Source organism: Paenibacillus sp. GP183, assembly GCF_900104695.1.
In the GTDB taxonomy this organism is placed as follows: Bacteria; Bacillota; Bacilli; order Paenibacillales; family NBRC-103111; genus Paenibacillus_AI.
Map to the genome: position 1 here is coordinate 4884425 of NZ_FNSW01000001.1, position 12907 is coordinate 4897331.

The 12907-nt window shown below is 42.8% G+C and carries 13 protein-coding genes; 6 read left to right on the top strand and 7 right to left on the bottom strand.

Going from position 1 to position 12907, the window contains the following annotated elements; genetic code table 11:
* The first annotated feature begins 300 nt into the window (after positions 1 to 300).
* The 3 genes from BLV33_RS24215 to BLV33_RS24225 are packed head-to-tail and all read left to right on the top strand — an operon-like array spanning position 301 to position 4342.
* Entirely contained in the window at positions 301 to 1626 is a 1326-nt protein-coding gene (locus BLV33_RS24215) for a UDP-glucose dehydrogenase family protein (protein ID WP_090797808.1), read from the top strand.
* A gap of 34 nt (positions 1627 to 1660) precedes the next feature.
* On the top strand, positions 1661 to 2527 hold the full coding sequence (gene galU / locus BLV33_RS24220; RefSeq protein ID WP_090797810.1) for a UTP--glucose-1-phosphate uridylyltransferase GalU: 867 nt from the start codon (positions 1661 to 1663) through the stop codon (positions 2525 to 2527).
* A gap of 27 nt (positions 2528 to 2554) precedes the next feature.
* Positions 2555 to 4342: a DUF707 domain-containing protein gene (locus BLV33_RS24225; RefSeq protein WP_090797812.1), complete on the top strand. Its 1788-nt coding sequence runs from the start codon at positions 2555 to 2557 to the stop codon at positions 4340 to 4342.
* A gap of 92 nt (positions 4343 to 4434) precedes the next feature.
* Here the strand turns inward: BLV33_RS24225 and BLV33_RS24230 are convergent, their stop codons facing one another.
* On the bottom strand, positions 4435 to 5310 hold the full coding sequence (locus BLV33_RS24230; RefSeq protein WP_090797813.1) for a hypothetical protein: 876 nt from the start codon (positions 5308 to 5310) through the stop codon (positions 4435 to 4437).
* A gap of 183 nt (positions 5311 to 5493) precedes the next feature.
* Positions 5494 to 5709, bottom strand: coding sequence for an adenylyl-sulfate kinase (locus BLV33_RS30515; RefSeq protein ID WP_290439064.1), 216 nt, complete (start codon positions 5707 to 5709; stop codon positions 5494 to 5496).
* 1458 nt (positions 5710 to 7167) lie between these two features.
* Here BLV33_RS30515 and BLV33_RS24245 point away from each other — a divergent pair.
* Complete coding sequence (locus tag BLV33_RS24245; RefSeq protein ID WP_090797817.1) at positions 7168 to 7386, top strand: glycosyltransferase; 219 nt, start codon at positions 7168 to 7170, stop codon at positions 7384 to 7386.
* 312 nt (positions 7387 to 7698) lie between these two features.
* On the top strand, positions 7699 to 8280 hold the full coding sequence (locus BLV33_RS24250; protein WP_171909281.1) for a glycosyltransferase: 582 nt from the start codon (positions 7699 to 7701) through the stop codon (positions 8278 to 8280).
* Between the two features lie 126 nt (positions 8281 to 8406).
* On the opposite strand, the gene BLV33_RS24255 is transcribed toward BLV33_RS24250, so the two are convergent.
* The 5 genes from BLV33_RS24255 to BLV33_RS24280 all read right to left on the bottom strand — a co-directional run bounded on the left by BLV33_RS24255 (position 8407) and on the right by BLV33_RS24280 (position 11791).
* Positions 8407 to 8595 (bottom strand): hypothetical protein, encoded by a 189-nt coding sequence (locus tag BLV33_RS24255; protein WP_090797820.1) that lies wholly within the window; start codon positions 8593 to 8595, stop codon positions 8407 to 8409.
* A gap of 659 nt (positions 8596 to 9254) precedes the next feature.
* On the bottom strand, positions 9255 to 10145 hold the full coding sequence (locus BLV33_RS24265; protein ID WP_171909282.1) for a glycosyltransferase family 2 protein: 891 nt from the start codon (positions 10143 to 10145) through the stop codon (positions 9255 to 9257).
* A 72-nt stretch (positions 10146 to 10217) separates the two neighbouring features.
* The gene (locus BLV33_RS24270; RefSeq protein ID WP_090797825.1) at positions 10218 to 10997 is read right to left on the bottom strand and encodes a HipA family kinase; all 780 of its coding nucleotides are present in this window, start codon (positions 10995 to 10997) and stop codon (positions 10218 to 10220) included.
* A 31-nt stretch (positions 10998 to 11028) separates the two neighbouring features.
* Positions 11029 to 11331, bottom strand: coding sequence for a hypothetical protein (locus tag BLV33_RS28995; RefSeq protein ID WP_171909283.1), 303 nt, complete (start codon positions 11329 to 11331; stop codon positions 11029 to 11031).
* 10 nt (positions 11332 to 11341) lie between these two features.
* Complete coding sequence (locus BLV33_RS24280; RefSeq protein WP_090797829.1) at positions 11342 to 11791, bottom strand: hypothetical protein; 450 nt, start codon at positions 11789 to 11791, stop codon at positions 11342 to 11344.
* A gap of 443 nt (positions 11792 to 12234) precedes the next feature.
* On the opposite strand from BLV33_RS24280, the gene BLV33_RS24285 reads away from it, so the two are divergent.
* Entirely contained in the window at positions 12235 to 12900 is a 666-nt protein-coding gene (locus BLV33_RS24285; protein ID WP_090797831.1) for a L,D-transpeptidase family protein, read from the top strand.
* Positions 12901 to 12907 lie beyond the last annotated feature (7 nt).

Here is a 12907-nt window from a genome sequence, read left to right on the forward strand (position 1 = left end):
ACGGATCTATGACTGTATGTCTGTCCGCACAAGAACAAAAAATACAATGAAGAATTGTGCACACTATTAGCTCTGCCACCCGCAGATCTAGTAGTGTTTGTTCTGTTGTAGGTAAGCGTTGATTTTCAAGCCATTGGTTATCCGTCCGAGTTTCAAGTTAGACAAGGAGCATACAATTTAGAAGGCAGTGATTAATGTGAATGAGCCAAATGAATAGCTGGTGCATGAAAAATTAAAGTGAAGTAGAAGAAGCCTTGATGAGAGGGCTTAAGAAATTTTGAACATTAAGGGAGAGCGGCTATGGAAATATGCATGATTGGGACTGGTTATGTAGGACTAGTGGTTGGAGCTTGCTTTGCGGAGATGGGGCACCAAGTTATTTGTGTAGATAACAACCCGGTCAAAATTACTTCGCTGCAAAATGGACAAGTGCCTATCTATGAACCTGGATTGGAGCAATTGGTGGAACAAAACGTGCAAGAAGGCCGGTTGAGCTTTTCGCTTGATATAGCCCAATCCGTTGCAAATAGTCAATTCATCTTCATTGCTGTAGGAACACCACCCGCAGAAGATGGATCCGCAGATCTTACTTACGTGATGAGTGCCGTACAGCAAATTGGTGCTAGCATCCATGCATATGCCATCGTAATAACCAAATCAACCGTTCCTATCGGCAGTGCAGAACGAATAAGAGGTGTGATTCAAGAGCAGCTTACGAAGCGGGGTCTCTCAGATTGGGAATTCGATATTGTGTCGAATCCGGAGTTTCTAAGGGAAGGTGCTGCCATTGAAGACTTCTTGCACCCTAATCGAATTGTCGTCGGCAGTGATAACTCTCGAGCTTTGGAATATATGGAGAAGCTTTATTTGCCGCTTACTAGTAAAGGCCATCCTCTCGTCCACATGGATATTGCCTCCGCCGAGCTTGCAAAATATGCCTCCAATGCCATGTTAGCCACACGTATTAGCTTTATGAATGAAATAGCTGGAATCTGTGAATCCGTAGGTGCGGATATTGAATGGGTAAGACGAGGTATGGAATTCGACCATCGGATTGGCAGTTACTTTTTATCAGCCGGAGTCGGGTACGGTGGCTCCTGTTTCCCCAAGGATGTTCGGGCTATCATCCAGAGCGCTTCTGAACGAAATATCCCCACCCACATATTAGAAGCCGTTGATAAAGTCAACCATAAGCAAAAGAAAAAATTGTACGAGATGGTCGTTAGCCACTTCGGTGAAGATTTATCCCAGCTCAAGCTGGCGGTATGGGGGTTGTCTTTCAAACCTGAAACCGACGATATTCGTGAAGCGCCGTCCATTGAAACAATCGAGCTATTAAGACAACGAGGAGTTAACATACAAGCTCACGATCCTGTCGCTTTGCAGAATGCGTATCAGGCTTTAGGCGAGGAGAATATCAATTATTTCACGGATCCCTATCAAGCTCTGATGGATGCGGATGCACTGCTGTTATTTACGGAATGGAAGCAGTATCGATCGGTGGATCTCGGCCGAATGAAGAGTTTGCTTAAGCAGTCGGTTCTATTTGACGGAAGGAATTTATTCGACCCCGACAAGATGAAAGAAGAGGGATTCGTATACCAAAGTATCGGTAGGATGAAGTGATATATCACAAGCATACAGAAGGATGATGGAAACTATGAAGGTTCGCAAAGCGATTATTCCTGCAGCAGGTCTGGGCACCCGGTTTTTACCTGCTACAAAAGCTATGCCCAAAGAATTGCTGCCGATCATTGATAAGCCAACGATTCAATTTATCGTGGAGGAAGCGGTGGCATCAGGTATTGAGGATATCATCATTGTGACAGCAAAAGGCAAGCGTGCCCTTGAGGACCATTTTGACAACGCGTTTGAGCTTGAGTATCATTTGCAGCAAAAAGGGAAACTAAAAATGCTGGAAAAAGTGCAAGAGCCGGCCCAGCTTATAGATATCCATTATATCCGCCAAAAAGAGCCGAAAGGCTTGGGTCATGCGATCTGGTGCGCAAGGAAGTTTATTAATGACGAACCATTTGCCGTTCTGCTCGGAGATACTTTCGTGCAAGCCGACGTTCCATGCTTAAAGCAGATGATGGGTTATTACAATCGTTATAAAACTTCGATAATTGGTGTACAGCCTGTCAATCCCAAGAATGTTTCGAGCTACGGCATTATCGATGCTCAGCTTTTGCACGACCATTTTTACAATATTACCAAGCTTGTCGAAAAACCAAAACCGCAGGAAGCGCCGACAAACCTTGCCATGATCGGACGGTATATTTTGACACCTGCGATATTCGACATCTTGGAGAAACAGGAACCGGGAGTCGGTCAAGAAAATCAGCTTACCGACGCCATCTCGAAGCTCAATGAGCAAGAGGCGGTGCATGCCTGTGAAATTAACGGGACCTGGCACGATGTCGGGGATCATCTCGGTTATGTGAAGGCGATTCTGGCCTTATCCATGCAGAGGGAAGATTTAAAACATCATATCCTCGACTATATGAGATTTATTGAAAAGAAATAATTAGGGACGTGTAAAGGAGTGCGCGAAATGACTCTATTTGAAGTCAAGGGTGATAAGAGGTTTCTTGTAATCGGCAGAGTGGGCGATACCTCAATCCACCAACAATGGCTGCAGCCTGCGGAGTATAAAAACTTCGATCTTTGTCTCAGTTATTTCGGTAGTACGTCAGGCCGTTATGCAAATGAATGCGACTTCTATCATGAGCTTCCAGGATTAAAGTGGCCTACGGTCAAGGATACGATTGAAGCTTTCGGAGATGGGATCGATCAATATGATGCCATCTGGATGCCGGATGATGATATAAGTGCGAATGCCTCTGACATCAATCGCATGTTTCAGATCTTTATGCAGCAGGGACTGGAACTGGCACAGCCGGCCCTAACTCCCGATTCCTATTTTGGGCATAGGATAACCGTAAAAAATCCCAACTACTTTTTGAGGTACTCCCACTTTATTGAACCTATGGTTCCTCTTTACTCGAGAAATACTTTTCAAAAGCTTTTGCCTACATTTGAAAAAAGCGAATCCGGTTGGGGACTCGATTTTGTTTGGCCCAAACTGCTTGGATATCCGTACAAAAAATTAGCGGTCATAGACGAGGTCGCAGTCAAGCACACAAGGCGTGTAGGCGGCGGTGAATTATATAAAAATATTTCCGGTTCACAGTGGGACGATTTATATCGTGTCACGGAAGAATATGAAGCTGACGTTAATTTTCGAATGACTCATTATGACGGCATACCAAAAAGCAAAAGAGTCATCTTCGCCCTTCTGGGCCGTAAAGATGAGCACGTTCTTGCCTCACAGATTGAAAATATCCGTAAATTCAATCCAGAAGCGGGCATTGTGCTTTACAATGGAGGGGAAATTATCGATTTTGCCAAAAACTTGAATGTTGCCATATGTCCTTACGGTCGGCAATTAGCCGGGGGACACTTAGCTCCATTTTTGTGGGACGTTATGAAGTGGCTTGAAGAGAATAAGGTTAAATATGAATACTTGGTCAATTTGGATGACGAAATGCTCTTTGTTAAACTAGGATTTGAGAGCTACCTTGATGAAACGATGCAGGGATTCGATTGTACGGGCTGGGATATGCAATCCAACTATAACCCAACCGATGCGGACACGATGAATAAAAAGTCGATGTGGGATGAATGGGCACAATGGACTCCCTTATTTAAGATCGATCACTTTGTCCGTTATTTTAATCCTATTCAAGTATACCGGCACGATATTGTAAAAGGGATGCTCTCTTTTACCGATATGTCCAAGGTGGAAAACTTGTTAGCCAAGAGCAAAGTATTGGCCTTGGAGGAATTTTTCTTTGTGACATTGGCGACGGCTTGCGGCGGAAGAATTCGAGAATTTCCGCGTGATCACGATCTTAACGTGATGCGGCATGAGATTGAGATCGAGCAGAATGAAGCGCACCAGGCACAGCATCATCCTTATTATTATGCTGTTCATCCGGTAAAAGGGGACCGGCTGATCAAAATGAATGGACAGTTAATGTCCGGCGGAATTCCTTTTGTGGAGCCGCACCGAGACGTGCCTGAAGTACATGGAGAACAAGCGCCAGCAAGAGAGAAAAAACAGGAAAAACAGAAACAACAGAAAGTTGTTAAAAGAAAAAGATTGCTGAGAAATAAAAATTGGTCGCTGAAGCCAAAAACAAGAATTACGGTTCTTATGAAAAACAAAAAGGGGAAATGGTTGAAACATAAACTAGGCTTGAAAAAGGTTTCTGCCGTAAAAAGGAGCAACTTACGAAAGCCGCCTGTATTACGGAATCGTTTAGGCAAGAACGCGTAAACTTAAAAAAGCGATGTAGTCAGGCGAATACAGATATATCAAAGAACCTAGCGATGAATTTTCGCTAGGTTCTTTTTTCTTATTCCTGGCGATCACCTTTTGAGGGGACCTTTCCTAGGACGAGTTCTGCGTTTGTTTCTTTTACGAAAGCTAGGAAGGATGTGCGTAGTTGGTCCAGCCTCATCGTCAAGCGGATGCTGATCAGCAGGCTGCTCTTCCACCATTTCAACAGGTTCTTCTTCCTTCATAGTAAGCATTTGTTGGTTTAATTTGATTAATTCTTCACCTTTTACCGGATGAATCCAAAAATAAAAAGGGTTTTTCCTGGATTGAAGTACATTCGCGAAAGTGATATTCGCTCCCCAGCGCACCGTGTCATTATCCAAACTGCCTTCGGGATATTCTCTGAACCTGCCTCCACAGGCAAACGCTAAAGTAATAAAAAATATTTCCTCGAATGCAAAAACAGGAGTATTCTCCAATAATTTATCCAACGTTGCATGATCAACGTAGGAGAGCATACGCTTGACAATTTTATGAGAGTATACCTGCCCGGGATTGAAATAACTAAGAAAGGAATCCGTCTTGAAAATAGGTTGCCATAAATGCCACTCGCCTGGCATGTTACGAATGGGGAGTGAGTCCGGGTGATCCCGCGAGTTTTGAAGTCTCCAGCCGATGCAATCGAATTGGGCCATTACGTCATCCAGGAATGGTTCAAACCCATGTTTAACAAAAAGCACATCATGATCAATATTCATTAAATACTCATATTCCACATTTATGTCTTCAAGCCATTTCATCACTTCCCATAAAAAGGGGGTTAGATTCCCATATTTTAAGGGATGGCTATACGGAAATTTGAGTACATTTAAGTTTTTCGCGAAATCTGGATCAGATCCACCGTTATACAAGACAATTCCGGCATCAGGATTATAAAAACGGATATTATCGATTTGTGCTGCCAATACATCTTCGTCTTGATGAGCAAGCAGAGATAATTAAGCGTTTTCCAACAAGTTCTTCGTAGGATGTATCCAATTCAAAAAATTGGTACTCAACACCTTTCGAATTTATTCTAAGCAGCAACTTTAGCAATGAATGCGACATCGATTCATTTTTTGCGACCTCCATATTCATCAATTGTGTAATTATAAATCAAGGTTACCTATTCGATTGTCCCCATCCAATACGTAGGAACGAACCTGCTGATTGAAAAGCATGCGCTCAACTTCATAAGCCAAAGAGGATTTGCCTGATGCGGATAACCCTGTGAGCCAAAGCACACAGCTTTTATGGGCATTCAAGAGATGCCGCTCCGGTCTTGACACCTTGGAATGCTGCCACTGAATGTGTTTATTGTCCAAGAGAGTACCTCCTATAGCTTGTATTTTTATATGTATATGCTAGAGGAAAAAGAGAGGTTCTGGTCTGATTTCCCAATCGGCTTCTGGAAGACTGGTATGTTTATGGGTCCGATCGCTTGCCCACATCAGAGCCCCATAAACATAAGTTTCAAATGGCTTTTTCAATTCATTTTTGTAACGATAAGAAAGCAGACAATTTTCCTCGTTTCTGCATATATATAACTCACTTTAGTAATGACACATTGCTTGATCGTCCACTGGTTGAAGGAAGCGAAATGGATATTGTTTTCTCAGAGATTGAATAAAATGAACAAGGGCCAAGGAAATTGCCATGACAAATGGAAGGAGTAATTGTGAAGAAGATGAAAGATCATCCTAGCGTAGAATAAGTACGATTCAGAGTGATAGCAACGCCGATCATATCATGCAAACGAGCAACATCCATTAGCAGCTCATCGCGGCCAACGAGCATTGACCCGAATCATTGAGAGCGTGGCACTATCTGTGGAGGCATCTCCACCATTGGCCAAGCAAATTGCTGAAAATCTGGAATCTATTGTGCGCTATCAGCAGGAAGATCACAGATAATCGAATCGGTCACATACAAAAAGGGACACCAGCACATCCGTGGTTGAATACGCAGGCTGGAGTTCATCAGGCAGATCGCAAGCCCCCTCTTAATCAATGGATTAGATGAGGAGGGGTATTTTTGTTTCGCCTGCTTATTTGTTAAAAGGTGTGGTATACAACTCTTTGTCGGTCGTTCCGCCCCATTTGGCAAGGTAATATGATCGCGGGTCGGTATACTCTTAAACGATACGGAATTTAGTCATCTGTCCACCGTGATGTGTAACAGGCAAATGTGTCCAAGGTACGCTATAGACTGCCATCCCCATTCTTCGATAGCATTCGCAATCCGCGAAGAAATTTGGCATTACAGTATCCCACAATCCCACCTCATTCATCGCTCAATACGATTGGCGTAACCGATACCAACTATATATTTCATAACACTACTGCTTATCATGAATTTGTAAAAATTGGCGGGGTTATTGTGTGGTTAATTAACCACACGCTTCCAACATATGACCATGTCCTCATTTTTGCCATAAACGAATTCATCAAACTGAACCTAGTCATTAGCCAATTTCTAACCAACCTGGGTTAATGCATATGAATCTGCTTGTGGGTATTCATAGTATGGAAGCAGGTCGAGTACAAATCATCTAGCTTGGTCATAGGACAAAAAGTGAAGGATCGACGAATAGAGCGAGGCTTTTGTGAATTGGAGGTGAGCAAATGGTTAGAAAAAAGGCCGTGCCCTTAGGGATGTATGGACATACAATGGGAACGAAAACGAATGGAGTTCAGTATGAGGGAGTGTGGTCATGTTGCAAGGTGGGAAACGAAAGTGGCTGAAACCGAGAGCGAGATCTCGCTTTTATCAAACCTTTTTCTATGAGCGAAAATCCGAAAGTATCTATCGTGATACCGGCGATGAATGAAAGTAAAACGATTGCTGCCGTCATTCGTCAGGCGCGTAAAGTACATTCTTCCACAGAAGTCATTGTTGTCGTTAACGGTTCCCGTGATGGAACGGAGCTTGTTGCGCGCAAAATGGGTGCAAGGGTGATTGAGTTCAAGGACTTTTTTTGTTTTCAACCATTTACGCTGTAACGAAGCAATTATTCGGTAAAGAATTGACGGAAGATAATTATGAGCAGGCCAAGGAGAAAACGGTAACATTTTTCCGTATGTTCATCGACTCACTGCCGGTATTTTACAGGATAAAACAATGCCTTATTTGACGAAGGACGACTTGTCTGTACGATTAACAACCTAAGCTGATTAAACCCTCCGTATCCTGAAGGGCTCCACCGATGGTGACAAAATATTGGTTGGTTTTCAAAAACTTTACCTGCTGCAGCCCGTCGTCGAACGTCCGAATCCAATCCACATTGGGCAACATGCTCATGCGGCGAACGAATAGTGCTGCACCCTGAACAGTTCGGCCGTCCCGGTACAGATAGGTGTCAGACTCCGGTTGCGGTTTTAGCCAAGAAATTTCAGCGATTTCTTGGAAGGATTGATAGAGAAAAAGGGGTGGGGGATGCTGTGAGATTGGCTGAACGGACCGGAATGAGAACCATCATTGCCGGACCGATCTGGGATCGGGAATTATACCGCGAAATTTATCCGCGGATGGAGAAGACGGCTAATATATCCTATGTAGGTGAAGTCCACGGGGAGAAAAAGCAAAACCTGCTGATGCATGCGAAATGGCTATTATTTCCGACGGCATGCGAGGAACAGTTAGGGTTGGTGCTGGTAGAAGCCTTAGCTTGCGGGACACCGGTTGCCGCTTACGGGAGAGAGGCAGTTCCAGAAGTGATGCAAGGGCTGCCCCAGTTTATTTGTGATGATTTGAATGGCATGGAACGTCTCATCAAAGGGAAGTCACTCGTCCCTCCTGAAGCGCTTCGCGAGTATGTTTCGATGCGGTATACCAAAGAAAAAATGACCGATAAGTATTTGGAGCTTTATGCTAGGGCCATTGATGGCTGGGAGTAAGCGAAGCTTCGTTCAATTGAGCTTTTCATCATCAGCCCGATGATTAGATTGGCGCCGTCGAAGACCACTTGAAGCTTCCAGTGATTATCTTTTTCGAGCATTGAAATTAATAATGACTCTGCATTCCTAAATTTTATTTGAGTGTTCTAAATATTTAATCTTTATTGTAGGCTTACTTCTGTTATTAATTCCTCCATTTTTGATTAATGCTTCTTCATAAGTTCCGGAAAAATTTTTTTTAAAGTTCTCTGTTTGATGTCTAACTGTAAATTTATCCTTGGCCTGAGCCAGTCCCAAAATTTGCTCAAAAAACATCCCAAACTGCTATGAAAGTGGATGGAATGTTTGTTTTTCGTGCAGGATACGGGTTAAAATGGGGCATTAAAATTCCAAAAATGACTTTTGGGACAGCCCCTTTTTTTGACTACTCCGTGTATATTTTCGAAAATACTTAAAAAAACAAAATAGCAAAAAATAAAACAATCGTTGCGTTTCTCTCCTTGAATTTACTGTTTATAATTCTCGAATTTCGGATAACCCTCGTTCATTAGAATTTCTCGAATGTGAGGTAGTGAATATAGCTGTTCACGCAAGTTTTAATCCTCATTAATACCGCTTTAGCTTCATGACCATAACATTCTACATCCCCCTGCCGAAAAATGCGGATAAACTCCTTGAAATATCTAATCCAGCGCGTCAGGGTGGTTTTCTCCATATCTAGATACGCCACAAGCTCATATTTGCGAAGATAAGGTTTCACAATGAATCACCCACTTCATTTGATGCATTAATTTATGCAGAAATCATATAAGAATATGAATCAACGATTATTTTACTAACCGTGAGATGGTATTTGAAACCCAAGTGTGATCACTTTGGATAAAAACCCAGCGTACCCACCAGCCATACAAGAAATCAAAGCCCCACCTCGGTCTGACACGTTTTATGGAAAAAACGGAAAATAATATGGATGCCTACCTAAAATTATTTTCTGATCCGGTAAAGCATAACGATAATACACGATTGAGTGTTTCTTGATGGTAAATGCCTGCTTTTAGGTTATGCTCCAGCAGCTTCTCCGCCCATGCAAGGGCTTTTGAATACTGCTTGGAGTCAAAAACAGGAATGCCATGGTGCATAAATTGCTTATGAATCGCAAACTCCTCTTCGGTTGGAACAATGCCGAGTTTGTTTAGCTGTTTTATGCGCACCCTGTCCGCCGTTTGATTCTGAATTGGCAGATACTTCGTGGATACTTGGCTTTCATGAACTCTATAGGAGAAGAGATATTCCGGCAGATTGGCCAATCGGGTTACCTCGGCCAGCCGGTTCCAGATCTCGTAATCCTCCGCATGCAGATAATCGGGTTCGTAACGGACCTCATGCTCCTTAAGAACACTTTTGCGCATAAAGACGGTCGGATGAGTGAGACTGCAGTAGAAAAGCTGCCAGCAAAAAATTTCTTCATGAACTATTGGCTTGGGAATGTGTTGACCATTATGGATATAGGTCATACATGTACCGAGAACGCCCACTTCCGGATTCTGCTCCATATAAAGAAGTTGTCGTTCGAAACGATGGGGGGCGCTGATGTCATCTCCGTCCATTCTGGCGATATATTCCCCGTTTGCCAGATTCAGTCCTTCGTTAAGGGAATAAACAAGACCCATGTTTTTGGAATGGGTGACCAATCGAATTCTCGGATCCTCCAGTTTCTTTAGATACTCTAATGTGCCATCCGAAGAACAATCGTCTATAATCAAAAACTCAAAATCCTTATAAGTCTGCATCAATATGCTGTTTACGGCTTCGTCAATATGCTTTCTTGAGTTGTAAACAGGCATCAATACCGTAATCTTGAGCATGTCACTCTCTCCCATGAACCGTTTTTTTACTATATCCTGAATCCGTGAATCTTCTCATAAGATACGTTCTTCTTAATGCTTGCTCCAGATTGGAAATTTATCCTGCAGCTGTAGTAAAGCACCTCGAACCAGATTTTTCCTCCTATACAGGAATTCAATTAAAGTTTCCAGCATTCTGGAAGAAATTCGCCATTGCTTGGGCAACCCGTTGACCGCATGTTCCAGTTCGCGACGGTCGAGAGCTTCCAATTCACTTAGGTAAGGCTCAAATGGGTCGGAACCGTCGATATAGGGTGTGAACACCTCATAAAAAGGTCCCCAGTACACTTCAATGGTACCTGCATGTTCTTTCAGTTCTTTGGTATCCCACTCCGGCCCGCAAAATGCATTGGAATGATCAATCAGAAGCAGCTGTTTCGTATCCTTTAAAAATAGATGATTTGCCCCTGTAACATGGCGGTCCCAGTTTTTGATCCAATGGTCGAAGACGATCATTCCCGCCATAGTCTTGATATTTTTGCAAGCAGACAAATCGACTTTATGATTTAACGTGATTCCCTGTTCGGCGAATAGGCAGCCTATATGAGGGCCTGCCGGAACGTCGAGCCTCTTGAGCGTTGGAAATATCTCCACAAGGTTCCTTGAGATATACACAATTTTGTATTCGGCTGCAGGCAAATTCAATAATTTAGCCAGTCTGAACGCAATAAACTCATTGGCAAGTACTCCCAGACCCTGCCGATTGTTCATTAGTTTAACCACATATTTGAGGCCGTCATCGCAATAGAAAAGATGGGGCAGCGTCCAGCCTTGGCCAATGGATTTGATATGCGATAAAGCGTGAACATTCATTATATAATCCCGCCTGAAGCGCTCAGCCATTCTACTGTTTTTCCGGTGCTTTTTTGCCTGCGGATAAAGAACGGCATATCGCCGATATACGTATCGAGAAAGTATTTTTGTGCTTCTGAATTATATTGTATTTGCTGTTTGAGAGCGCTTCGTACAAATACGCGCGTTTCGTCCTCCATGTCTCTCGTACCGGGTGAAGCAGATAACACTCTTTGTTCCGGTGCAGATGACCTAAGGTTTCGTCCAGCGGGAAATAAGGCCGGTAACGAATAAAATCCCCAGTATTCTTGGGGTAAGCATTTAACTTTACTCCAAAGCGTTCCGTCATTGTCACGTAGGCGATCTCATCTATACCGAAGGCCCCACAAATCGTATTCTTTGCGTAGCTGAATACCGCAGTAAAAGTCATCATTCGGAATTCTGGTGTCAACCCCCATATAATCCTTGTTTTTCATTTGCTCAGCAATAAATTCCTCATAGCCTTCCCTGACAAATAGGGCATCCGAATCAAGGTTAATCAAATAGTCGAAGTCATATCCTATGTTCTCAAGCCATCTCATCGTTTCAAGCAAAAAAATGGCCGTCACGCCGTATTCCAATTTTCTGCTGGCAGGACAGACGAGAACTCCCAGATCTTTGCACAGCAGGGGATCATCGCCTCCATTATACAGAACGACAGTACTGTTCGGGCAATAACACCTGAAGTTATCCAGGAGATCCAAAATCACATTTCTTTTGTTATGAACCAGTAGGGCAAAGCATATTTTTTCCGAATAAGTTGTCGGTTCTTCCACAGCGGTCCACCCCTTAATTCAGCATTCGCTCTTTATTATATGCTCATTTTTGGGGGATGATTAGACTCATAATGGGTACAGTAAACAAAAATAATATATATGCGAACGATATACGAACAAGTAAGCGTTGTATTTCCTCGCATCCACATGTACACATGTCCAATCAAGAACTAATTGATTTACAAAGAATGAGAAGAATTAAAATCTCATTTTGAATGCACCATCACCATCAGACTCACCATATGCATCATAATATGTATCAACAGGGTATCACGATGGATATCATCATGGGTATCAGCAAGGTTATTACCATGCGCATGGTCACCATTATGGACACGTTCCTGGACATCAATTAACTCCAACGCAGGATTCACAAAATCGTTTAATCATTAACAAACTTTCGGGGATAGTTTCTGAAGAAAATTCTTTATTGGAGCATCTGAATGAGAAAAGTTATCTTAATTGTTGGGCTTTTGTTGTTGTTCATAATGTTAATTACTGATCCTCCTGTAACGTTGGCAAAACCTCTTAAGAAAAACATGACGGAGGACATTTATATAGTTATTGATCCGCTCAAAAATCATTTAAAGTTATATGTGAACGGCGCTCCTTATAAGACCTATCCTATTGCTTTAGGTAAACGTGAGACTCCTACACCGGTAGGGGATTTAAAAATAATAAATAAATATAGGAATTGGGGGTCCGGGTTTGGCACTCGCTGGATTGGATTAGATGTTCCCTGGGGAACGTATGGGATTCACGGTACTAATAAACCCTATTCCATCGGAACAGATACAAGCCACGGATGTATTCGGATGTTAAATCAACATGTGGAAGAGTTGTTCGAATTTGTAGAAATCGGTACCCGTGTAACCATTTTGGGACACGTCCTTGGAGAACCACAAATGGAAGCCAGACGATTGGCTAAAGGGGATGTCCAATTGATCCAACATCTACTACAAAATGCAGGTTATTTTATAGGTACCTGTAACGGAAAATTTGGTTCGTCAACAGAAAAAGCCCTAAAAGCCTTCGAGCGGGACCATTCCCTTCCAATCGATGGAATTATGAGTCAACATGACTATATGGAGCTTGGACTTGTAGAATAAGTGTTGC

What these genes read in the sequence shown, in the direction of transcription:
- BLV33_RS24225 (WP_090797812.1), top strand. Translation starts at nt 2,555, where the DNA reads ATGACTCTATTTGAAGTCAAGGGTGATAAGAGGTTTCTTGTAATCGGC.
- BLV33_RS24215 (WP_090797808.1), top strand. Translation starts at nt 301, where the DNA reads ATGGAAATATGCATGATTGGGACTGGTTATGTAGGACTAGTGGTTGGA.
- BLV33_RS24285 (WP_090797831.1), top strand. Translation starts at nt 12,235, where the DNA reads ATGAGAAAAGTTATCTTAATTGTTGGGCTTTTGTTGTTGTTCATAATG.
- BLV33_RS24265 (WP_171909282.1), bottom strand. Translation starts at nt 10,145, where the DNA reads ATGCTCAAGATTACGGTATTGATGCCTGTTTACAACTCAAGAAAGCAT.
- galU (WP_090797810.1), top strand. Translation starts at nt 1,661, where the DNA reads ATGAAGGTTCGCAAAGCGATTATTCCTGCAGCAGGTCTGGGCACCCGG.
- BLV33_RS24255 (WP_090797820.1), bottom strand. Translation starts at nt 8,595, where the DNA reads ATGTTTTTTGAGCAAATTTTGGGACTGGCTCAGGCCAAGGATAAATTT.
- BLV33_RS24270 (WP_090797825.1), bottom strand. Translation starts at nt 10,997, where the DNA reads ATGAATGTTCACGCTTTATCGCATATCAAATCCATTGGCCAAGGCTGG.
- BLV33_RS24245 (WP_090797817.1), top strand. Translation starts at nt 7,168, where the DNA reads ATGAGCGAAAATCCGAAAGTATCTATCGTGATACCGGCGATGAATGAA.